Below are 22,771 nucleotides of genomic sequence, written 5' to 3'. Positions count from 1 at the left end.
TCATATAAGGAGTGACAATGTTAACTTTAACGTTAAACAAATCACTGCGCAGGATGTTTGCTCTGTTGGTTCTGTGTATGGGATTGGGGTTGGTTACATCGCCGGTGTATGCCGCCGATGAACAATCAAGTCAGCAGCAAGCAAAGTCTAAAACCAGTGATGCAGATCTCTGGCGCGCAGTAAAAGCCGGCGAACCTGGATACAGTACAGACAAAGGCCTCGATGCTGATGTTCTAATAAATGTAGCTGGTAATGAAGGCAAGGTGTTGCGAAATACCTACTTAAAACCCGCACTAGGCTTAGCCGTTGTCGGCGTTTTTGCGGCCTTTTTAGTTTTTTACTTAGTTAATGGTCCATCAAAACTGAGTAAAGGCTTTTCGGGTAAAATGGTACTTCGTTGGAGTAAAAGTGATCTCTGGTTACATTGGGTTATGGCAATTTCATGCCTAACCATGATGTTAACCGGTTTAATCATTATGCTCGGACGCCATTTCTTAGCCCCTTATGTCGGTGACGGTATTTGGGCTGGGATCATCGCCTTTAGCAAGTTTGCCCATGACTGGTCTAGCCCTATTTTTATGGTGTCTTGGCTGTTGTGTGTTATCAAATGGATGCCACTACAAACCTTCAAAATGTATGACTTGAAATGGTTTTTAGTGGTAGGTGGCTACATTAATTTTGGTCCGTTTAAAGGCAAACATCCAGACAGTGGATTTGCTAACGCGGGTGAAAAAATGTGGTTTTGGACCTTAGCTATTTTTGGTCTAAGCATCAGCATAACAGGCATAATGTTAGTGTTTCCAACACTGGATTTACCGCGCGAACTGTCAATGCTCGCCTTACTTGTACATGGCTTAAGTGCGACGATTCTAATCGCATTTACCATCGTACATATTTGGATGGCGACCGTGCTCAGTGAAGGCGGTATGGAGTGTATGGTATCTGGCTATTGTGACGAAAACTGGGCTTCGCAGCACCACAATGTGTGGTACGACGAAATCAAAGCCGATGGCAGCTTAAAATACAAAGAGTAACCCTGCTTTCTGGTGTTAATGCACCAGGTTGATGGCAGAGATAAAACACCTTGTTGGGTAACTAACAAGGTGTTTTTTTATTGCTGCAGGAACATTAATAAGTTTTAGGATGCAGGTAATGAGTCGAATTGATTGCAGTAGATGATGGAGGTTTAATTTGAATCACTGTTCAAACTCAGTTAGTGTGCAGGATATTATTAAATCACTAGAAAACGAGTCGCTCTATAGGCTTGTTATGTGACCAAACTAAAAGACAAACAATGGTAGCCATTTCTCGAAATATTCAACTTTTACTCTTTGCCTTTATGTTGGCAGGTTGTTCTACGATCCAATCTGGTGCTAGTGGAGATAGGATAGGTTTCACTGAGTCTGGCCAAGCCTCGTACTATAGTGATAGACATCAAAACAACAAGACTGCAAGCGGTGATATCTATCAGCATAATCAAAAAACTGCTGCTCATAAAACGCTACCATTTGGCTCTAATGTAAAAGTGACCAATACCAACAATGGTAAGAGTGTTATCGTTAAAATTAATGATCGTGGTCCTTTTGTTAAAGGGCGCATCATTGATCTTTCAAAGTCTGCCTTTAGCAGTATTGGTAATATATCTACAGGGGTAATTAACGTTAATATCGAAGTCGTCCGCTAGCACTTTGTTATGGTGTTATATGGCTTGTTGACCTGGCACATAACAGAATTTTAGCGTGATAACCAAGTGGCTGTATCTGTGGATTTTACAGACTAACGTTTAGCATACAGTTTGGTTTTGCTTTCTTTAGTTGAGCTTTTATAAGAGGCCGGTTTCTAGCAAGCAATTGTTTAAAATTAATTTTGTGAGTCGTGAAATTAACCCAATTAAACAACTATTCGGAAGTGTTGCTAAAGATATGATCGAGATTGAATATTCTATAGGTGAATTAGAAACGTCGATGCTTGTTGTCGAGGAACACCGTTTTTACCTTATTACAAAGGAATGGATAAAGGCTGTAGAGCTGAATGTGGGTGACCAAATATTAGCTTGCAGTGATGCTATCGCTAAAATAGAAAGCATAAATAAAGTTGAAGGTTCAGCCCATTGCCGCGACTTAAAAATAAGCCATAATCATAATTATTTTGTCACCACAGCACGCCCAGCATTTCATGACACACTCTGTGAGAGAGCCCCAATAGATAAGCTTGAGCGTATTGCATACGAGTTGGCAAATAGGCCCTCAAATTTCTCTGATGGTAAACCAACCGGTCACCATGGTGGTCCTTGGGTCGCGGCTAGATATCTACACTGCGATTCCAGCAAAGAAGCCATCGGTTGGGGTCGTGCTAACGACAACATGTGTGCTGAAGATGCCGCGGTAAGTGATTTGAGACAAAAAGTGGCCGATGCTATTGGTGTGATTGAATTACATCGAGGTAATGTAGATATTTCACATGCCTATTTGAGGAAATATACTAAAAAAGGCCGTTTTGTGAATAAAATGAGCCCTTGTGTTTACTGCCGTGATAATTATGGCAGCGCACTAAATGACACCACTGAAGGTGTGAGTAATTTGCCTAAAGATGGTCGCGATTATCTACCCCCAGTAGATAAATAGCTCTCAACTACATTTCCCCATCATTCAGCAGCCCACAACGTCATTTTTACTGAGTTAACTTGAGATCCGTTTAAGTCATAAAGCCGTGTTCGCTGTTTTGAATCGAATCTTGTTGAGGGAATATTGTTCAATAAGTGCTTTAAGTTGATTTGCAACCAATGGCCTTTTACTTCAAATTAGTTCTAAATACTTTTTAAAGTGCAGTACATAACTGCAGGATTATTTTACTTAACAACTAAGGGGGTTATTTGAATATTTCAGAATCACATACAAAAGAGCTTTTAGTTGCCAAATCGCTATTAGAAAATCCTGGTCTGGCAGTAAAAATAACCAATTTAATCGGTACTCCTATTGAAAAAGGGTTAGCGTTACTACCCGATAACTGGAATAAAAATATCGCTAAAGTGACAGAGAAGTCGTTAATTAAAGCATCTGAAGCGGCAATATTTACCATGAAAGATATTCCCGGAGAAGAATCGTCCAATCTTTGGCATAAATTAGGCGTTGCTGCGAGTGGTGGTGTGGGTGGTTTCTTTGGATTAGCTGCGATAGCTGTTGAGCTTCCTATTTCAACATCAATCATGCTGCGATCTATCGCTGATATTGCTCGTAGTGAAGGTGAATTGATTACCACTCTGGAAACAAAAATGGCTTGTTTGGAGGTGTTCGCGCTGGGGGGCGAAAGTGATTTAGATGATGGTAGTGAATCCGGATATTTTGCAGTAAGAGCCGCCCTAGCAAAATCGGTATCAGAAGCTGCTGAGTTTATGGTTAAAAAAGGTATTACCGATGAAGCAGCGCCTATGTTAGTCAAACTTATTACTAAAATAGCTGAAAAGTTTGGGGTTCAAGTTACTCAAAAAGCAGCAGCCCAAGCAGTACCTGCTATCGGTGCCGCAGGTGGTGCCATAATCAATACATTGTTTATTGATCACTTTCAAGATATGGCGAGAGGTCATTTTATTGTGCGAAAATTAGAGCGTATATATGGGTATGAGACAATAAAAAGCGCATATCATTCATTACCTAGAAAGGGCAGTAAATAACCATTGTTCGGGATATTAGTGTTTGTTGAATTGGTGATATAAAGCATATATTCTTTATGCACTTAAATAGAACATCAAGCTAGATTTAAGCCAGAAAAGGATATCAATATGACACAGCCAGGATCTGATCAAGCCGAAAATACCAAGTCGACAATAAGCAGTGATATAAAGTCTGGCGACAAGGTTAGCAAGCGTGAAGTGCGCGAGAGTGAGTCGACGAAACCAGAGATATCACTGACAGGCTCTGAGCGTGACGCGGTGGTTGAACATGGCAGTCTTTCATCGCTTACGGTTTATTCTATTATTTTGCGTGAAGGTCAAGAAGAGCTAGAGCGGCCTTTGATGTCGTTGTGGTGGTCCGGAATCGCGGCTGGTATCGGCATTTCCTCGTCTGTTTTAGCTGAAGGTATTATCCGTAGCAACATAGGTTCCGATCACCCTTATTTATCTATTATCGAAAGTCTTGGTTACACTTTCGGTTTTGTATTGGTCATTCTAGCAAGACTGCAACTTTTTACCGAGAACACCATAACCGTGGTGCTGCCGCTACTCGCCAACACCACACAACGCCGTCTTTTTTGCACCGCTCGTTTATGGGGGATTGTGTTAGTAGCAAATTTTGTTGGTACGTTTTTGACGGCGGCAATTGTCGTGCACGGTAACATACTGACAGAAGACATCCTCACCGCTATCCTCCAGATATCTCGCCATGTTGCAGAGTTGACGCCTTCAGAGACATTAATGCGTGGCATTCCAGCGGGCTTTTTTATTGCCGCATTGGTGTGGATGCTGCCTTCGGCGAAAGGATCTGAAGTGTTGGTCATAATTATGTTTACATGGCTTATTGCTGCTGGTGAATTTACCCATGTTATTGCCGGATCTAATGAGATATTTAGCCTAGTGCTAAATGGGGAAATGAATTGTTTCACTGCGTTGTCACATCATATTGGCCCCATGCTAATGGGTAACATCATTGGCGGGACAGGACTGTTTGCGATGTTAGCTTATGGCCAAGTTCGACAAGAAATGTAGGTATCCTGTTGAAAAAATAGATGTTTTTTAAATCAAAATGGCTGTCATGGTGCAGTTTGTTGTTGATGTATAATTTATTTGAATGAGAGTAATATGAAGAAATTTTGTTTGGTACTAGTAACTCTATTCGCGGTGGTATCACAGGCATTTGCTGCAAATCCGGTTAAGTATAATAAAGAGTTAGATGGGTTTGATTATCCCTTTGACGTTAAGACATTTAATGTTAACTCGCAAAATAAAGATTTAAAAATGCGTTATATGGATATTGGCGATAAAAACGCAGACAAAGTCATCGTGTTGTTGCACGGTAAAAATTTCTCCGGCTATTATTGGGAAAGGGTTGCTAAGGATTTACTTAAAAACAATTACCGAGTCATCATTCCGGACCAAATTGGCTTTGGTAAGTCTTCAAAACCCGATTTTTACCAATACAGCTTTGGGCAGCTAGCGCTCAATACCAAGTTGTTATTGAATAGCTTACACATCAAAAAATTTGATCTGGTTGGTCATTCAATGGGCGGGATGTTAGCGACCACATTTGCGGCTAATTATTCGAATGCGGTTAATAAATTGATTCTAATTAATCCCATTGGTTTGGAAGATTACAGCAAATATGTTGAATTCAAAGACGTTAATTTCTTCTATAAAAATGAACTTGCTAAAACACTCGATAAAGCAAGGGATTATCAAAAAGCAAACTACTATGACGGCAAATGGTCCAGCGAATACGAGCAACTGTTAGTGCCTGTGAAAGGGATGCTTGCTGGGGGTGACTGGCAAGTTATTGCTTGGAATAACGCGTTAACTTATGGTCCTATTTTCTCAGAGAATATAGTGGATAGATTTTCGCAGATCACCAATAAAACCGTACTTATTATTGGTACTAGAGATAAAACTGGCCCTGGTAAAGGTTGGTTAAAAGAAGGCGTGACCAGAACCTTAGGTGATTATAAAAATTTGGGTGTTAATACTCAGAAATTGATTAAAGGTTCAGTACTGATTGAGTTGGATGGATTGGGTCATATGCCCCAGTTTGAAAACTATGATGTTTTTATAAAAGCATTTCATCAGGCTATTGAGCCGTAATAATCATATGACCAAAGTTAATACGATGTTCATTAGGTTCGACATCACCAGAAATAGTTTCATTATTTCATGCTGATGACCTGTTATGGCTGGTTACAACAGCGTTATACCCTTTAAAGGATTAAATCATGTCTTTGCTGCTAACCGTTATAGCATCAACATTGCTTGCTGGTTTGGCTATGCCTTTAGGCGCCATCATTGCCCGTTTTGAAAAAGTGGGTAATGAGTGGATTGAACAGGAATTCAGACACAGTGTCATGGCATTTGGAGGTGGGGCATTATTGTCTGCTGTTGCTTTGGTGTTGGTGCCAGAAGGGATTGCACATCTTAATCCATTAGCTGCATGTATTTGGTTTATGGTCGGTGGGCTTAGCTTCATGGCCCTTGATATTTACCTTAATAAAATAGATACCCCTGCCACTCAACTTGCTGCAATGCTGTCAGATTTTATTCCTGAGTCAATCGCGCTAGGTGCGGCTTTCGCGACCGGAAGTAACAATGCATTTTTACTGGCGGCGTTAATCGCGTTACAAAATGTGCCGGAAGGTTTTAATGCCTACCGAGAATTAAATGCCTCTTCTGCGTATAAGCCCCAAAAAATTATTATCATGTTTTGTCTGATGGCAGTGTTAGGCCCTATCGCTGCAATGTGTGGTTATTTGTGGTTATCAGAGTCCCCAGAAATTATTGCTGCAGTGATGCTTTTCGCATCGGGCGGTATTCTTTACTCCATATTTCAAGATTTGGCTCCTCAGGTAAAATTAGAAAAACGTTGGGCACCGCCAATGGGGGCTGTGTTTGGATTTTGCCTTGGTATGTTGGGATTAATGTTAACTTCGCCATGATCACAGTGCCACTTCGTAGTGCTAAATAATTCTGCAAGTATCAATGTCGTTATCAGGGAATAAAAAATAAATGGATTACAGTCACTTATCTTATCTGCATTTAGCCACCGTCGTGCCTGCATTTTTCATTGGCAGTTATTTACTTGTTGTTCGAAAAGGTACAGCTAAACACAAAGCACTAGGCAAAATTTATATGGTGCTGATGTTGTTTACTGCCATTGTGTCATTGTTTATGCCTGCTCAACTTGGGGCAAGTTTTTTGAATCACTTTGGCTATATTCATTTGTTAAGTCTTCTAACGCTTTACGCGGTTCCTGCTGGCTATTTTTATATTAAAAAAGGCAATGTGCGAGGACACAAACGAAGCATGATTATTTTGTATTGTGGTGGCCTCATTGTCGCGGGTACCTTTGCTTTTATGCCGGGTAGATTATTGCATGATTGGATTTTTAGCTAACCGGTTGATTGACTGTAAGACGCTTTTAAACTTTATTATCCATGGTAAGTTTAGTTCTTAAGTGGATGACGTGGTTTGACCTAAACGTTAAAAACAATGCACACATGGTGGACTTATGAAATACCAATTTGGTTCAGGAACGGTATCAGATGTTTTGGATGTTTTAGCATTAACACCAGAGTTTGAAAATGTCATATGTGCAGACATCATTGGCAACAGATTGGCTGGGAGAAACTATTTAATTCTCGTTGCTCGATATGAGGCCAAGCCTGTCGGCTTTAAAGTAGGTTATAAGCTACCTGATGGTCAGTTTTACAGTTGGTTAGGTGGTGTAATTCCTGAACATCGCCAAATGAAAGTGGCCTCTCAATTACGCCTACTTCAAGAGTCATGGGCTGTTGAGAATGGTTTTAATTCTATTAAGGTTAAATCCATGAACCAGTTTCCGGCCATGTTGCAGATGCTTATCGCGAGCGGCTATCAAATCTGTGGTTATGAGAATAACGGATCAATTGCCAAGAGTAAGATCGAGTTTATTAAATTTTTGCAGCCACAATGAAACAAATAAACAAGCTGCTGTGGGCTGCATTTATTAAGTCGGCGTGAACCTACTTAATATGCCATGTTACTAATACTCCAACTAAATGTGGGTAATTAGGTCAATTAACTTATCAAAAACCATTATGAAAATGCCTAGGTAAATTAGAGGCTGGCGCAATTTACTCAATGGTATGACTTCTGCGCATGATGGTAATAAGTGCTGCCGTGTTTGACTTGCCTCAGGTAGAATGCCGACTCTGAGGTTTTTCTTTTTTTGGATATATTCTAGATGAAAATCAATCGTGTACTTCTGACCGCTGTCGGTAGTGTTTTGCTGGCAATGGTGACCATTCAATCAGGTGCTTCTTTAGCAAAGCAACTTTTTCCCTTGGTTGGGCCGGAAGGCACTACAGCATTACGTTTAGGTTTTGCCGCGGCCGTACTTTGGTTGGTGTTTCGTCCATGGAGAGCCTTACCCCAAGGCCGAGATTGGCAGAGTATTATTATTTATGGTTTGTGTTTAGGTGGGATGAATATCCTGTTTTATTTAGCCATTGAACGGATTCCCTTAGGGATTGCTGTTGCGCTAGAGTTCACGGGTCCTTTAGCGGTGGCATTGTTTGGCTCAAAGCGTAAAAGCGATTTATTTTGGGTTGCCTGTGCGATAGCGGGTATTTTGCTTCTTATGCCAAGCTTGTCTAGTACACAAGGCCTCGATTTAGTCGGTGCATTAATGGCGTTGGGGGCGGGAGCATGTTGGGCTGGATACATTTTATTTGGCACCCGTACTGGTAAGCAGGCATCAGGCGGTATTACGGTTGCTCTCGGGATGACTGTTGCTGCAGTGGTGTTAGTGCCTGTAGGCGCCGTTAGCCAAGGTTTAGCGTTACTTAGCTGGGAAGTCTTGCCGCTTGGCTTATTGGTTGGGGTGTTATCGAGTGCATTACCATACTCGTTGGAAATGATAGCCCTTAGAAACATGCCAACACAGGCCTTTAGCGTGCTAATGAGTCTAGAACCTGCCATCGCCGCATTGGCTGGTTTTGTTATTTTAAGTGAGCAATTAACCATGCTGCAGTGGTCTGCCATTGGTTTAGTGATTATTGCCTCTATCGGCAGTAGTTTTACGCCTAAGAAAGCCATTGAAATGGGCGTGTAACGTTGCTGCAAATCTCCTCGCGGATTTATAGGGCGTGTTAATCTTCCAAGATGTATTTTGTACTAGCCTGTGATCAATGGTGTCCTGTTTGATATTATTTTTTGCTTATCACTGTTTAGTCTTTATACTCCGCAGCTATTTTGTCTCTATAGAATGTAAAAATGAAAAGTTGGATATTTTTAAGTGTGGCAATTTTAACTGAGGTTGTAGCCACTTCAGCGCTTAAAGCCAGTGATGGATTTTCAAAATTAGCGCCTTCAATTGTAGTTATTGTGGGCTACGTGTTGTCGTTTTATTTTTTATCCTTAGCGCTAAAAGGTATTCCTGTTGGTATTGCTTATGCAACTTGGGCTGGATTGGGTATTGTGTTAATTACAGCTATCGCTTGGTTGATGTATGGGCAAAAACTCGATTTAGGTGCTCTGGTGGGTATGACGTTTATTTTAGTCGGTGTCGTTGTGATGAATTTATTCTCAAACGTTACGCCGCATTAATCGTTAACCGAGCTGCGTGGTTTCGTTTCTCTCTTTAATACGGCATTCATTTTTTGTATAGGGGCTAATGCGCCGCTCATTTTTGGGTAACAAAAAAGGGCTTAACAATGATAACCATTGTTAAGCCCTTTTTTAGTATCAGATAGTCACTCAAGCCCAATCGATGAATAAGTGCATCGTTTGGGTTATAAGAGCTATTACCACGCCATGTCTAAAATCTTACGGCTGGTGGCTAAATCGACTTTGCCGCTTTCAGATAATGCCGTCATACCATGTGCTTCTAAAGCATCTACTACTAGGCCAAGTTGTTCTTGCGTTACACCGTGATCGCGTAAACGTACCGGTAAACCCACTTGCTTGAAGAAAGCCTCTGTTTTATCAATGGCTTGATCTACACGGCTAGCTTCATCACCTTCAGTGATATCCCAAACACGTGCTGCGTATTGCACTAATTTAGCGTGTTTTTGCTCTTTCAACACACGCCATAGTGATGGCAATACAACGGCTAACGTTTGTGCGTGGTCGATATGGAATAGCGCGGTTAGCTCATGTCCAATCATGTGAGTAGACCAATCTAACGGCACGCCTGTGCCTATCACGCCATTTAAGGCAGATGTAGCACTCCACATTAAGTTGGCACGGGCATCATAGTTTGTTGGCTCTTCAACAGTGATTGGGCCAATTTCAATGAGGGTACGCATAATACCTTCTGCCATGCGGTCTTGTACGCGGGCATCAACTGGGTAAGTCGCATATTGCTCAAGTACATGTACAAACGCATCGACAACACCGTTTGCGACTTGGATTTTTGGTAAGCTGAAGGTCAATTCAGGGTCAAGCATGGCAAATGTTGGATAAGCACATGGGTGGTTTACTGGGAACTTACCACCTTGATAGCTTACGACTGCAAAGGCGTTCATTTCTGAACCCGTAGCCGGCAGGGTCGCAATAACGCCAAGTGGAATAACCTTGTCATTAGCAACTGGAACAGGTGTAAAGCCGTGATGTAATAAGCTTGCCGTGTCGCCATCAAACTGAGTTGCAAGGGCGATAAACTTGGTGCCGTCCATCACTGACCCGCCGCCAACAGCGAGTAAGAAGTCGATATTTTCTTTACGAGCAACTTCAACTGCTTTAACGAGTGTGTCGTACTTAGGGTTAGCTTCAATACCGCCAAATTCAAATACTGTGCGGTTACCTAATGCTGCTTTAACTTTATCTAGTGTGCCGAAACGTTGTACGCTGCCGCCACCGTAAGTGATTAATACTCTTGCATTTTCTGGGACAAGTTGGTCTAGCTCTGCAATACGGTCTTTACCGAAAACAACATGAGTAGGGTTACGATAATCAAAATTAAGCATAATTGTTGCCTTTTGGTTTAGCAGTGAAACAAATAAGTGGCTGATTGTGTATATAGATTATTTGTACACAACAGCAACGATAAATCATGTAGCTATGATAGTCCTTTGAGTCAAAATAAACATACACAGAACTGTCGTGTTCATGCCTATTCCTATCTTTTTTGTGTTTATATGACTAAATATTGATAATTTTAATACCTTTTACTGCTTTTTTGGTAGTATCGGTGTCATGGTTTTTCTGAGGGGAAGAGTATGAATGAGATAGCAACATTAATGGCACAGCTTGCCCCAAAAGAAGGGGTCAATGATACTCACTTATCCGGCGTGCATGTGTTTCGTAGCTCACAATATGGTGCGCGCGGGCCAATGTGCTATTCACAAGGCGTGCTTATTGTTGGCCAAGGTAAAAAGCGGGTCTATTTAGATAATCAAACCTTTGAATACGACCGTCAGCACTCATTAGTGATGACCGTGCCATTGCCAGTAGAATGTGAAACCTTTGCCAGCATTGAAGAACCTGTGCTGGTGTTGATGGTTGATATTGATTTAGTACAACTCAATTACATTATCCGTTTAATGGATGAGCATCATCAAATCCCTAAAGATTTAAACGAATCGCGCCAGAGTGGTTTTTTTGTTGCTGATAACACTGAAGATATGGATTGCAGTGTTATTCGGTTATTACAGGCGTTGCAGTCGCCGTTAGAAGCAAAAGTAATGGGTGAAGCGTTAGTGCTTGAATTATTATATCGCCTATTGGATTCACCTGATGCTGCACCACTCTATGCGTTGTCGTTAAGTCATACCCGTTTATCGAGGGTAGAAAAAGCGCTTAACTACATTCATAAGCATTATGGTGAGTCGGTTGAAGTTGACACATTAGCAAGCTTGGTGAATATGAGTCCGTCGGCATTCCATCGTAGCTTTAAAGAAGTTACTGCTTCATCACCAATACAATATTTAAAAAAGATTCGCCTCAATAAAGCCAAAGCGTTATTACAACTGCAGAATCTAAAAGTAAAAGAGGTATCAACTCAGGTGGGTTATGAAAGTACGGCTCAATTTAGCCGTGAGTTTAAACGCTACTTTGATCAAAGCCCTGGCGAGTGCGCTAGATTATAATGCGAATTTGAGCTTAACTAATGTGCTCTTGATGGGCACTTTATAGTGTTAATGAAGGTTGCCACTGATGACTGCCCCTACGCAAATTACCTTTTTTGAGTTTTTAACGCCGCTAGTTGCATCGGGGCTGAAGACGATAACCATTCGTGATGCCAGCGAAAATCATTATCGGCCCGGCAACCAGGTTGAAGTGTTTACGCTCGAAAACCATATTAAGGTGTGCGATATCATTATTTTGGCTGTTGAGCCATTAGCATTTGATGATATTAATGAGTTTCATGCTACTCAAGAAAGCTTGCCATTGGTCGAGTTAAAACAGCTTATTCAAACTGTGTACCCTAATCAGCAAGCTCTGTTTATGATTTCATTTAAATTGGTTGATGCGTCATACTCGTGACTCTTTAATAAACGCTAGTTAATATTTCCAATGCTGTTTATTGTGTTCGTATCTGACTTTAGTTGTACGTGTCGCTTGCTGTGTGTTATCTATTTGTCTTTATTATTGTTTTATTCTCGTGATAATCCTTCCATCATTGCTCAACAGCAATGTCTAAAACATGATCTGCTTAACAAATGAGCGATGATAACCGTGCTAGTTTGCATATCTATTAGCTATCTCACATTTTAGCTATCTCTAAAGTGATATTTTGTTTTTCTGCTTATGGTATGCGTCTTTTATTAGCGCTTGTTATTCAATGGTTTTGCTCTCAGGGCTTCATTCAGTTAGGATTTTTTATGTCTTCAATTATTCAATCAGCCAGCCAAGAGTTGATTAAACCTTATCAATCTAATATTACCGTCCCCAATTGGATGATCAGCTCTATGGAGCGGGTGATGCAGTATTATGTTGATAAAAATTTACGTCTAGACACCATTTCTACAGACCGTATGCCTAAACCTGTTGAAGGCAAAAAGTACATGTTGTATGCCCACATTCCGTTTTGTCATACCTTGTGCTCGTTTTGTACTTTTCACCGTTTTTTATTCCGTGAAGACAAAGCACGCGAATACTTTGTCGCGCTGCGCAAAGAGATGCAAATGGCCAAAGATTTGGGCTATGAGTTTGAGTCTATGTACATTGGCGGCGGCACGACTACTGTGCTTGAAGACGAGTTAGCTCGTACCATCGAGCATGCAAAAAATCTGTTTCCTGGCATTAAAGAAGTGTCTTGTGAGTCTGATCCACAACATTTAGCCAGCCCTGAATTTAAGCAATTAAAAGGCCTAGTAGACAGAATGTCGATTGGGGTACAAAGCTTTGACGATGGCATTTTAAAAATGACCGATCGCTTAGACAAGTTTGGCTCTGGCCAACAAACCTTTGACCGCATTATGGCGGCAAAAGAATTGTTTCCGATCATCAATGTCGACCTCATTTTCGGTTTCCGTGGTCAAACGGATGAGATTATTCAGTCGGATCTTGAAATGGCTTCTAAGCTCGACCCTCGCCAAATTACCACGTATCCATTGATGATTACCCACCAGACCCGTAAAAGCGTTAAAGGTCAGTTAGCTGCACCTCATGGTGACATGGTGAATCAGTATCGACAGATTTTAAATCACTTGACGGGGCAATATACACAATTGTCGGCTTGGGCGTTTGGTAAAACCAATGATGAAGGTTTTGATGAGTATGTTATTGATTATGATGAATATCTCGGTGTCGGTTCTGGCTCGTTTAGTTTTTTAAATGACACCCTATACGTGAATACATTTTCACTGAAAAAATACCAACAACGTATTGCTGAAGGTCGTATGGCAGTTGAGCAACAGAAAAAATATCAATTAAAAGAAGTGATGCAATATCGCTTTTTATTAGGAATGTTTTCGGGGCGTTTATCGCGTAAATATTTCCGTGACACTTTTAACGTTAATTTAGACACTGCGTTGTTTAAAGAAATGACCTCAATGAAAGCCATGGGAGCCCTTAAAAATGACCCAGTTAATCCAGACGAATTGATCGTAACCGATAATGGCAAAATGTTGGGGTTGTTGATGATGAAGGAGTTTTACTCTGGTATGGACAATGTGCGCGCCCAATTACGACAACCACTTGGCGCAACTGATATGTAATCTTGTTTAGATTAGCAAAGGCCGTGATTATCACGGCCTTTTTGTTATACTCAAGGCTCTTTTTATCTACGTTTTTTAGGTGAGTTGCATGGCCAATATTCTTTTGCTTGCCAATATCAATTGTGATCGCATTTTAATGCTTGATAAGCCCTTACAAACGGGTGGTCGATTTCATTATCAGGATGGTGGATTGCGTTTAGGTGGCGGCGGCGCAAACACGGGATTAGGTTTAGTGTGGGCTCAACATAATGTTTCACTGGTAAGTGAAGTCGGTAGCGATGACATCGGCGACTGGATTTTAGCTAAAGCCAGTACCTTAGGGCTTGATTGTCGTTTAGTTCATCGTTTTGTTGGTAATACTTGTGAGATGTTACTGGTGATGACGCCTGATGGTGAACGAACCATTATTCGACCTCAGCGACCTATTTTTGAACTTCCTGCACCACCAGACTGGCAACATTGGGATGCTTTTTATATTAACTCTTCTGCCAAAGGCGCTGGTGCTTGGGCAGCTGATGCGATGGTGAGCAACCCTAACTGCAAAGTGATATCGCAATTAGCCAAGGATGAGCGTAATCGTCCTTGTCATGTGTTGATTGCGTCAATTACTGATATGCAAGGTCGTTGCAACCAGGATCCATGGCGATTTGCACAGGCTATTGCTGGCAATGCATTAGAATACTTTATTGTGACCGACGGCGACAAAGGGGCGATGGTGTACAGCGCTGCTGGAGAACAACATGTGCCAGCTGTCATTGCCGATGTGGTCGATACTACGGGAGCAGGGGATGCTTATGCAGCAGGCGTTATTCATGGCCTATGCGAGCAGATGCCTATTACAGATGCGATGCATGAAGGTGCGTTGTGGGCATCATTTGCGGTAGCAACAAAAAGCTCGATTCCTGGTGAGGCACTTAAACAGTATCTAGCCTAAACCCAATTTGGCTTAAGCGATGGTTTGCTGACGAACATTGTGTATTTGTTAAGTGTATGCGGATAACTCAAATAGTATTACTTTGTCATTTTAGTGTCATTGTTGGCCTTTATGATGAGCCCGTCTAAACAACTTTTATAGTGTCTAATGGTTCAGGCTATTCTTAGCTATTATTTTTGCTATATTATCTCCCATTTTATTTATAGCCTTACTCTTCCCCAGTAAGGCTTTTTTTTGTCTGAAAATTGGGTATATTGGCACTCTATAATCATGCTTAAGCAAGGGTATGCTGGATGAGTAAGCGATTGGTAAAGAGTATTTCTGGGCTGTATTTAGGCGACCAAGTGCAAATGCATAACGGTGTTGCCAGTTGTATTAACCAAAAACATGCCGCTAAGCAGTTGACCGTGCAATTTGACCACGTAATCGGCAATCGTGAGGCCGACCCTAAACATCACGGCGGCCTCGATAGGGTGTTGCATCATTTTCCGCGTGAGCATTATGGTCAATATCGCCGCTGGGATTTAATGTCTACGTTTTGTGATGCCCCTTCAATGGGTGAAAATATCAGTACCGTTGGCCTTAATGAAGCACAGGTTAATATCGGTGACATCGTTCAAATTGGTGATGTGACATTACAAGTGACTCAACCTCGTTCTCCTTGTTTTAAGCTCAATTTACAGTTTGGCCACCCTAAATTTGCCTTAGCCATGCAAGAAAGTCGTATGTGCGGTTGGTTTTATCGGGTGCTGTCTGAAGGTGACATTCGTCCAAGTGACAGTATTTTTCTGCTAGAGAGAAAATCGGATATCAGTGTGGCTAAAGCGATGCAGATTTATTTTTTAGCTGAATTTGATGCAGAACAATATCAGACATTGCTTGGGTGCGAAGGCTTAGCGCAAAGTTGGGTTAACTCATTACAACGCCGACTAGATCTGCAAAGTATAGAAGATTGGGCAATGCGCTTATATGGCAACGCCAGTTAATGCCTCCCAGTATGATAAGAACGATATGATAAAAATAACATGATAAGGAATATCAAATGACTGAACCGATAGACGACGTTAGCAAGCAAGCCAAAGATATGGGGTTATTGATCCATGCCGCCAGTTTTGCCGGTTACGTATTTCCGCTAGGAAGTGTTTTGGGCCCTTTAATTGTCTGGTTAATGAAGCGTGATGAATTTGAGTTTGCCAATCAATGCGGAAAGAACTGTCTTAATTTTAAATTGAGCTTAATGATATATGCCATGGTATCTGCAATATTAATTTTGATTGGTGTGGGAGTCATACTATTAGCCGCTCTAGCATTGCTTGATATTATTTGTACTATTATCGCTATTGTTAAAGCTAACGATGGTATAGCTTACCAATACCCGCTCACTATCCGGTTTATTAAGTAACCCGCACTATAAGCATGTCGTGATGGCCGAATAGAATGGCCATAAAAAAACGCCACTCAAATGAGTGGCGTTTTTGTTAAAGCGAGTTAACTACGGACTACACTTTAAAGCGAGCCACTAAGATATCAAGTCTACTGGCTAACTGATTCAATGATTTACTCGCATTTGCAGCTGCGTGAGCAGTATCTGCTGTTCGCTGAGTAATATCGTTGATTTCGGTCACATTACGATTAATGTCTTCAACCACAGTAGATTGCTCTTCTGTCGCAGCAGCCACTTGAATGTTCATATCGCTAATCAGTGCAATACGTTCGCTAATACCACTTAGCGACTGGCTTGCTTCATCGACAGCTGTAACACCTTCGTGTGAGCGGCTACGAGATTGCTCCATAGCGTTAACAGCACGACTGGTTTCTGATTGAAGTTTATCAATCATAGTTTGCACTTCGTTGGTCGACGCCGCAGTTCGAGAGGCTAAGTTACGCACTTCATCTGCAACTACAGCAAAGCCACGTCCCGCTTCTCCAGCACGAGCAGCTTCAATCGCGGCGTTAAGTGCCAGTAAGTTTGTTTGCTCTGAAATGGCACGGATAACATCTAAAATACTGCCAATCGATTTAGTGTGCGTCGCTAGTGACTCAATCACTTCACCGACTTGCTCGACGTCTTTAGACAACTGATTGATAGTCGAACGTGCACGGGTTACAACTTTTTGACCATCCACTGATTCAGTATCGGCATCACGAGCGGTGACCGCTGCTTGAGCTGCATTGCTAGCAATTTCGTTAACCGTGGCGCCCATTTCGTTAATAGCAGTAACAACCATGATGGTACGGTCTTTTTGTAACTGGCTATCAGCTAATGTTTGATTGGATTGGTTTGATACATCAAGTGCCGATAAACCAAGCTGCTCACTGGTTTTAGCTACTTCGACGACAGTATCTTGGATTTTGCTGATGAAGCTATTAAAACCTCGGGCAAGCTGGGCAATTTCGTCATCACCATTAACAGGTAGTCTTTGGCGCAAATCGCCTTCACCTTCTCCAATGTTACGAAATAGCTCGGCAATGTGTGCAATAGGACGACTAACCGAACCGGCAACGGCAATCGAAATAGCAATAAATACCGCGGCGATGAGTACGGTCCATAATAATATCTGATAAGCCGACTCTTGTAGCAGGGCAAATACTTCTGCTTCAGGTACTTGAGCAACCAAGTACCAATCCATTGATTTAATGTAGCTACTGGCAATCAGCATGTGCTGACCATCGACATCGGCTTTAACTAAATTGAAGTCACTTTTGTTGAGTAGCTGGTTAGTATTGGCGTTAGGGTAAAGGTTACTGAGTTTAGATTTACCCACTTTACGAGTGTCTTGGTGCAGTTTGACGTCGCCTTTTGCATCAACTAAATACACAAGTCCAGTGTCTTCAATTTTAAACGAAGCCAGTAAGTTAACCATGTCATCTAATGATTTGGCTAAACCAACAAGGCCACGACCATTAGGTTGCTGGTAGTTGATAAATAATTTCACTTCACCATTGGCTTCGGTAAAAACATTGAGCATGCGCTCTTGTTTACTGTCGCGATAATCAAAAAACCAACCATCTTGCTCTGGGGTTAATACCCGTAAAAAGCCGTCTTGGGTATAGTAAGCTGCGGTTTCTCGATCGGCGTAAGACGCTTGAGCTAAGCCGTATTGACTTTTTAGGTCATTTAATTGCGCGATGACTAGGCTTTCTTGGTCCGCCGGGCGACCATTTTGGAGCCAGCCAAGTAACATTCTGCTATTGGCTAGTTGTTCTGCAGCATTCATTAAACTACTAATTTGCAGGTCTACGTCATTGCGGATTTGCATGACTAAGCTTGGCAGTTCCGAATTAAGCATCCGCTGTTCAACGATTTGCTTAGCACTGCGTTGACTTAATAATCCGACTAAGATCGTCGATAGCAATACAGCAACCGTCACGGTCAGTAATATTTTTTGTTTAATGGTAAGTGTATTCATCTACAACAGCCTCTTGGGAGTATCTCTATGGTATATCGGACACAATGGCAATAAATTGATAGTTATTTTGCTGTTAAGTTGATTTAATCAGCAAAATAGTCTTTTGGTGTAGGTTGTTTTGATTTTATGTGGGTAATGATAGTCGATAAAACAAAAAAAACGCACCTATATTTAAGTGCGTTTTATTGACTATGCCAATATTTTAACGATTGGTTCGCTTACATATTTGGGTAGTTTGGCCCGCCGCCGCCTTCTGGTGTGACCCAGGTAATGTTTTGGCTTGGGTCTTTAATGTCACAAGTCTTACAATGAATGCAATTTTGACCATTAATGACAAATTTTTTGTCACCGGCTTCTTCAACCACTTCATAAACACCGGCAGGACAGTAACGTTGCGCGGGTTCATCAAATTTAACTAAGTTTACCGATATTGGGATGCTTTGGTCTTTTAGATGTAAATGACACAGCTGATCTTCTTCATGAAAAGTATTCGACAGATATACCGACGATAACTTATCAAAACTCAACTTGCCGTCAGGTTTAGGATAGTCAATTTTATTGTAATCGCTCGCTAGCCCCATCGTGGCATAATCTGGAGTGGTGTCTCTAAAGGTCACCGGAAACTTACCACCAAACCAATTTTGGTCGATATAGTTAAAGGCGCCACCGAGTAGCGTACCAAACTTATGCATGGCCGGGCCAAAGTTGCGCGAGCTATAAAGCTCTTCATGAAGCCAGCTTTTTTCGAAACGGTCTTGGAAACAGTCAAGATCTTTGCCACCTTCTAGTCCGGCAATTAAGCCTTCACCTAAGGTTTTTGCCGCAATAATACCGCTCTTAATCGCTGTATGCGTGCCTTTGATTTTAGCAAAGTTAAGTGTGCCCGCATTACAACCAATAATTAAACCACCAGGGAAGCTCATTTTCGGTAGTGAGTTTAAACCACCTTTGGCAATGGCTCGTGCACCATAAGATAATCGCTCTCCGCCCGTTAATGTTGCGGCAATTACAGGGTGAGTTTTATAGCGTTGAAATTCATCAAATGGGCTGAGGTGAGGGTTTTTATAATTTAAGTCGATAATTAACCCTACAGCAACTTGGTTGTCTTCCATATGATATAGGAAGCCACCACCAGATGAGCCATTCACGAGTGGCCAACCACCAGTGTGAACCACTTTACCTTGCTGATGTTGTTCAGCAGGGATTTTCCAAATTTCTTTAAAGCCTAAGCCATAATGTTGTGGTGTTTTACCATTGTCTAAATGGTATTTTTGGATCAGTTGTTTACCTAGATGGCCACGACAGCCTTCTGAAAATACGGTGTATTTGGCATGTAATTCCATACCCGGCATATAGCTGTCTTTATGTTGACCATTTTCACCAACACCCATGTCACCGATTAAAATACCTTTAACACTGTTGTCTTCATTAAACAGTAATTCACTGGCTGCAAAACCAGGGAAAATCTCTACGCCCATGGCTTCGGCTCTGTTGGCTAACCAGCGGGCCAAGTTACCCACACTAATGATGTAGTTACCATCATTGTGCATGGTTTTAGGCACTAAGCTGTTGGGCATTAAGCGAGATTGTGTTTCTGAGTTAAGCAGGTAGATTTCGTCATGAGTGACTTTAGTGGTTAGCGGGATGTCTGAATCTCGCCAATCATTAAATAATTCGTCCAGTACATCAGGTTCGAATACCGCACCCGACAAAATATGAGCACCCACTTCAGAGCCTTTTTCTACCACACAAACGGTGATTTCTTTATCGGCATCTTTAGATATTTGCATTAAACGACAAGCGGTCGCTAAACCTGCAGGGCCAGCACCGACAATTACTACGTCGAACTCCATTGACTCGCGTTCCATCTTCTCACCTTTCAAAGTTTCCCGTTCATTGCGGGTTTATTGTTTTTTATAACGATTAAAATAAGTAAACGATCGTTTATCCTTTACTCACCTTACCGCAAAATGAACGTTTGTCACAGTGGCAAACACAATCTTGTTAGCGTGAGTCGAGTCACAAATAGTCAACGATATAGTCTTTCGATCCAAGATATTCACCTAAAGGGGTATTTGTATAGCGGTAATTAGGCCTATAATTGGATCTGACGGTTCTCCGAGCTTTTTGCCCTACGTCAATGATATGGGCAGTTAGCCGTGGTAATTTTGCCACCGGGGTGAGTAAAGAAATGCACTCACCTCCCACACTTGGAAAGGTTAACATGTCCCAACTACAAGACAGCTTTGGTCGACGATTTCACTATTTGCGGATGTCAGTTACTGATGTTTGCAATTTCAAATGCACTTATTGTTTACCCGACGGATATCGTCCAGATGGTAAACCTACTTTCTTAACGCTCAACGAGATTGAAAATCTGGTTGCTGGTTTCGGTGAAGTAGGCACACAAAAAGTTCGTATCACTGGTGGCGAGCCCACTTTGCGCAAAGATTTCACAGATATTGTGCGGATCGTTGCCGACAATCCTAATATTAATACCGTAGCGATGACCACCAATGGGTATCGTTTACAGCAGCATGCCAAAGAATGGTATGACGCAGGTTTACGACGTATTAATGTGTCAGTTGATAGCTTAGATCCTAAAATGTTTTACCAAATCACTGGCGAAAATAAATTCAACCAAGTGATGCGTGGCATTGAAGCGGCTCTTGAAGCGGGTTTTGAGCGAGTTAAAGTCAATGCCGTGTTATTGAAAGGCTTAAACGACAAAGATTTACCGCGTTTTTTACAGTGGATTAAAAACACACCTATTGATTTACGTTTTATTGAATTAATGGAAACTGGCTTAGGTCACGACTACTTCAATGCACATCATTTAGCGGGTGTAGACATTAAAAAACAACTTGAGCGAGAAGGCTGGTTATATGACTTGCCAAGTGTTGATGATGGTCCTGCGCAAAACTTCAGCCATGCAGATTATCAAGGTCGTATTGGATTAATTATGCCTTACGCAAAGAATTTCTGTGCCAGCTGTAACCGCTTACGAGTCTCTGCAAAGGGTAAATTGCATTTATGTTTGTTTACTGAAAATGGCGTCGATTTACGCGATTTAATACAAAACCCTTCGCAGCGAGATGAATTAATTAGCCGCTTACACGGTCAATTAGCGCAGAAAAAAGAAACCCACTTTTTACATCAAGGTATTACAGGTGTGACTCAACACCTCGCCTCTATTGGTGGTTAAGCCGTCATTGAGTTAAACCGACTGACGCGGCAATACTTGTGACGCTCAGTCGATGGACATTGAATTTGATTAAGGCAGTAAAAAGCATGAGCAATTGTTTTACCCATATTAACGCCGATGGTAATGCCCATATGGTCGATGTGACTGAAAAAGCCGTCACCGAGCGTGAAGCCCGCGCTGAAGCCTTTATTGATATGGCGCCAGATACCTTAGCCATGATCATGAATGGCAGCCATCACAAAGGCGATGTATTTGCTACCGCACGTATTGCCGGTATTCAAGCGGCAAAGAAAACATCTGATTTGATCCCATTATGTCATCCTTTGATGTTGACTAAGGTGGAAGTGGAGCTTGAAGCTCAGCCTGAGCATAACCGTGTGCGCATTACCAGTTTGTGTAAGTTGTCGGGTAAAACCGGTGTTGAAATGGAAGCGCTAACCGCAGCTTCTGTGGCAGCCTTAACCATTTACGACATGTGTAAAGCCGTACAAAAAGACATGATTATTTCTCAAGTTCGTTTGCTTGAAAAACGTGGCGGGAAATCTGGCCATTTTAAAGCCTAATCCGCCCATTATGAGCTAACGTACACCCAGTATATTGTATAAATAAATGCATTGAGAGACCACTATGATCCAAGTGTTATTTTTTGCGCAAATCCGTGAGTTATTAGGCACCGCTAAAGTCGAACATAGTGGCGATAATATTGATACTGCTGAAGCATTACGTGCAGCGCTTGCCGCTACTGATGATAAGTGGGCCAAAGTGTTGGCATCAGACAAATTGCTGGTGGCGATTAATCAAACCATGAGCCAGTGGGATTCACCGGTAAATGACGGCGATGAAGTGGCCTTTTTCCCTCCAGTCACAGGGGGATAACATGGAGCATCATAGTAACCAAATTGTTGTACGAGTCCATACGGAAGACTTTAGTGTCGCCGATGAATATACCCTACTTGCCTGTGATAAGCAGGACGGTGCCGTGGTTAATTTTGTTGGCAAAGTACGAGAATTTAACGATGGTAGTGCTGTAACTGACTTAACCCTAGAACATTATCCTGGTATGACTGAATCGGTATTACTGCAGATTAGCCAACAGGCTTGTGAACGTTGGCCTTTAAATAAAGTGACGATTATTCATCGAGTTGGTAGGTTGTCGCTTGGTGAACAAATTGTGTTTATTGGTGTGACTAGCGCTCATCGTAAAGCAGCTTTCGCGGCATGTGAGTTTTTAATCGATTTTTTAAAAACGAAAGCGCCTTTTTGGAAGCTTGAAGCTGGCGATACTGGCGCTAAGTGGGTTGAAGCGCGTGATAGCGATCAGCAAGCAGCCAAAATGTGGCAAAAGTAATCGTCTCTATGACTCGTACATCGCAAGGATAAACC

24 protein-coding genes and 1 riboswitch are annotated in these 22,771 nt (G+C 41.8%); of the genes, 21 read left to right on the top strand and 3 right to left on the bottom strand.

Annotated elements, in window-relative coordinates:
- The first annotated feature begins 17 nt into the window (after window positions 1-17).
- The 11 genes from EGC86_RS19215 to EGC86_RS19165 all read left to right on the top strand — a co-directional run bounded on the left by EGC86_RS19215 (window position 18) and on the right by EGC86_RS19165 (window position 9,283).
- Window positions 18-1,034 carry a formate dehydrogenase subunit gamma gene (locus EGC86_RS19215; protein WP_123778670.1) on the top strand — a complete coding sequence of 339 codons (1,017 nt, stop codon included), beginning with the start codon at window positions 18-20 and terminating at the stop codon, window positions 1,032-1,034.
- A 260-nt stretch (window positions 1,035-1,294) separates the two neighbouring features.
- On the top strand, window positions 1,295-1,684 hold the full coding sequence (locus EGC86_RS19210) for a septal ring lytic transglycosylase RlpA family protein (protein ID WP_123778668.1): 390 nt from the start codon (window positions 1,295-1,297) through the stop codon (window positions 1,682-1,684).
- Between the two features lie 166 nt (window positions 1,685-1,850).
- Window positions 1,851-2,624 carry a polymorphic toxin-type HINT domain-containing protein gene (locus tag EGC86_RS19205; RefSeq protein ID WP_123778666.1) on the top strand — a complete coding sequence of 258 codons (774 nt, stop codon included), beginning with the start codon at window positions 1,851-1,853 and terminating at the stop codon, window positions 2,622-2,624.
- Window positions 2,625-2,872: 248 nt separating this feature from the next.
- Window positions 2,873-3,670, top strand: coding sequence for an EcsC family protein (locus EGC86_RS19200; RefSeq protein WP_011635554.1), 798 nt, complete (start codon window positions 2,873-2,875; stop codon window positions 3,668-3,670).
- Between the two features lie 108 nt (window positions 3,671-3,778).
- The gene (locus EGC86_RS19195; protein ID WP_123778664.1) at window positions 3,779-4,702 is read left to right on the top strand and encodes a formate/nitrite transporter family protein; all 924 of its coding nucleotides are present in this window, start codon (window positions 3,779-3,781) and stop codon (window positions 4,700-4,702) included.
- Between the two features lie 93 nt (window positions 4,703-4,795).
- Window positions 4,796-5,788, top strand: a complete 993-nt coding sequence (locus EGC86_RS19190) for an alpha/beta fold hydrolase (RefSeq protein ID WP_123778662.1) — start codon at window positions 4,796-4,798, stop codon at window positions 5,786-5,788.
- Window positions 5,789-5,916: 128 nt separating this feature from the next.
- Window positions 5,917-6,633: a ZIP family metal transporter gene (locus tag EGC86_RS19185; protein WP_123778660.1), complete on the top strand. Its 717-nt coding sequence runs from the start codon at window positions 5,917-5,919 to the stop codon at window positions 6,631-6,633.
- Between the two features lie 70 nt (window positions 6,634-6,703).
- A complete protein-coding gene (locus tag EGC86_RS19180) occupies window positions 6,704-7,090 on the top strand; it encodes a DUF2306 domain-containing protein (protein ID WP_123778658.1) in 387 nt (128 codons plus the stop codon).
- Between the two features lie 115 nt (window positions 7,091-7,205).
- On the top strand, window positions 7,206-7,649 hold the full coding sequence (locus EGC86_RS19175) for a GNAT family N-acetyltransferase (RefSeq protein WP_123778656.1): 444 nt from the start codon (window positions 7,206-7,208) through the stop codon (window positions 7,647-7,649).
- Window positions 7,650-7,919: 270 nt separating this feature from the next.
- Window positions 7,920-8,789: an EamA family transporter gene (locus EGC86_RS19170; RefSeq protein ID WP_123778654.1), complete on the top strand. Its 870-nt coding sequence runs from the start codon at window positions 7,920-7,922 to the stop codon at window positions 8,787-8,789.
- Window positions 8,790-8,950: 161 nt separating this feature from the next.
- The gene (locus tag EGC86_RS19165) at window positions 8,951-9,283 is read left to right on the top strand and encodes a DMT family transporter (protein WP_123778653.1); all 333 of its coding nucleotides are present in this window, start codon (window positions 8,951-8,953) and stop codon (window positions 9,281-9,283) included.
- A 197-nt stretch (window positions 9,284-9,480) separates the two neighbouring features.
- On the opposite strand, the gene EGC86_RS19160 is transcribed toward EGC86_RS19165, so the two are convergent.
- Entirely contained in the window at window positions 9,481-10,644 is a 1,164-nt protein-coding gene (locus EGC86_RS19160) for an iron-containing alcohol dehydrogenase (RefSeq protein ID WP_123778651.1), read from the bottom strand.
- Between the two features lie 252 nt (window positions 10,645-10,896).
- Here EGC86_RS19160 and EGC86_RS19155 point away from each other — a divergent pair, with 252 nt between their 5' ends.
- The 6 genes from EGC86_RS19155 to EGC86_RS19130 all read left to right on the top strand — a co-directional run bounded on the left by EGC86_RS19155 (window position 10,897) and on the right by EGC86_RS19130 (window position 16,175).
- Entirely contained in the window at window positions 10,897-11,766 is an 870-nt protein-coding gene (locus tag EGC86_RS19155) for an AraC family transcriptional regulator (protein ID WP_123778649.1), read from the top strand.
- A gap of 67 nt (window positions 11,767-11,833) precedes the next feature.
- The gene (gene yqfB, locus EGC86_RS19150) at window positions 11,834-12,163 is read left to right on the top strand and encodes a N(4)-acetylcytidine aminohydrolase (RefSeq protein ID WP_207893062.1); all 330 of its coding nucleotides are present in this window, start codon (window positions 11,834-11,836) and stop codon (window positions 12,161-12,163) included.
- A 338-nt stretch (window positions 12,164-12,501) separates the two neighbouring features.
- A complete protein-coding gene (locus EGC86_RS19145) occupies window positions 12,502-13,839 on the top strand; it encodes a coproporphyrinogen III oxidase family protein (protein WP_011635568.1) in 1,338 nt (445 codons plus the stop codon).
- Window positions 13,840-13,927: 88 nt separating this feature from the next.
- A complete protein-coding gene (locus EGC86_RS19140) occupies window positions 13,928-14,773 on the top strand; it encodes a PfkB family carbohydrate kinase (RefSeq protein ID WP_011635569.1) in 846 nt (281 codons plus the stop codon).
- 293 nt (window positions 14,774-15,066) lie between these two features.
- Window positions 15,067-15,759, top strand: coding sequence for an MOSC domain-containing protein (locus tag EGC86_RS19135; RefSeq protein ID WP_011635570.1), 693 nt, complete (start codon window positions 15,067-15,069; stop codon window positions 15,757-15,759).
- Window positions 15,760-15,815: 56 nt separating this feature from the next.
- Window positions 15,816-16,175 carry a DUF4870 domain-containing protein gene (locus tag EGC86_RS19130; protein WP_102036998.1) on the top strand — a complete coding sequence of 120 codons (360 nt, stop codon included), beginning with the start codon at window positions 15,816-15,818 and terminating at the stop codon, window positions 16,173-16,175.
- A 97-nt stretch (window positions 16,176-16,272) separates the two neighbouring features.
- On the opposite strand, the gene EGC86_RS19125 is transcribed toward EGC86_RS19130, so the two are convergent.
- Window positions 16,273-18,183 carry a methyl-accepting chemotaxis protein gene (locus EGC86_RS19125; protein ID WP_123778647.1) on the bottom strand — a complete coding sequence of 637 codons (1,911 nt, stop codon included), beginning with the start codon at window positions 18,181-18,183 and terminating at the stop codon, window positions 16,273-16,275.
- Window positions 18,184-18,401: 218 nt separating this feature from the next.
- Window positions 18,402-20,051, bottom strand: a complete 1,650-nt coding sequence (locus EGC86_RS19120) for an electron transfer flavoprotein-ubiquinone oxidoreductase (protein ID WP_011635573.1) — start codon at window positions 20,049-20,051, stop codon at window positions 18,402-18,404.
- Between the two features lie 236 nt (window positions 20,052-20,287).
- Window positions 20,288-20,420, top strand: a riboswitch (molybdenum cofactor riboswitch).
- Here EGC86_RS19120 and moaA point away from each other — a divergent pair.
- From moaA to moaE, 4 genes are all read left to right on the top strand, one after another.
- Window positions 20,408-21,388, top strand: coding sequence for a GTP 3',8-cyclase MoaA (gene moaA, locus EGC86_RS19115; protein WP_123778645.1), 981 nt, complete (start codon window positions 20,408-20,410; stop codon window positions 21,386-21,388). Its footprint overlaps the riboswitch before it by 13 nt.
- Window positions 21,389-21,474: 86 nt before the next feature.
- Window positions 21,475-21,951, top strand: a complete 477-nt coding sequence (gene moaC / locus EGC86_RS19110) for a cyclic pyranopterin monophosphate synthase MoaC (RefSeq protein ID WP_011635575.1) — start codon at window positions 21,475-21,477, stop codon at window positions 21,949-21,951.
- A gap of 64 nt (window positions 21,952-22,015) precedes the next feature.
- Window positions 22,016-22,264: a molybdopterin synthase sulfur carrier subunit gene (gene moaD, locus EGC86_RS19105; protein ID WP_011635576.1), complete on the top strand. Its 249-nt coding sequence runs from the start codon at window positions 22,016-22,018 to the stop codon at window positions 22,262-22,264.
- A gap of 1 nt (window position 22,265) precedes the next feature.
- Window positions 22,266-22,736 carry a molybdopterin synthase catalytic subunit MoaE gene (gene moaE, locus EGC86_RS19100; protein WP_123778644.1) on the top strand — a complete coding sequence of 157 codons (471 nt, stop codon included), beginning with the start codon at window positions 22,266-22,268 and terminating at the stop codon, window positions 22,734-22,736.
- Window positions 22,737-22,771 lie beyond the last annotated feature (35 nt).

Origin of the sequence: Shewanella frigidimarina (genome assembly GCF_003797125.1) — a bacterium.
GTDB classification, from domain to species: domain Bacteria; phylum Pseudomonadota; class Gammaproteobacteria; order Enterobacterales; family Shewanellaceae; genus Shewanella; species Shewanella frigidimarina.
This window is presented reverse-complemented; position numbering and strand designations above follow the sequence as displayed.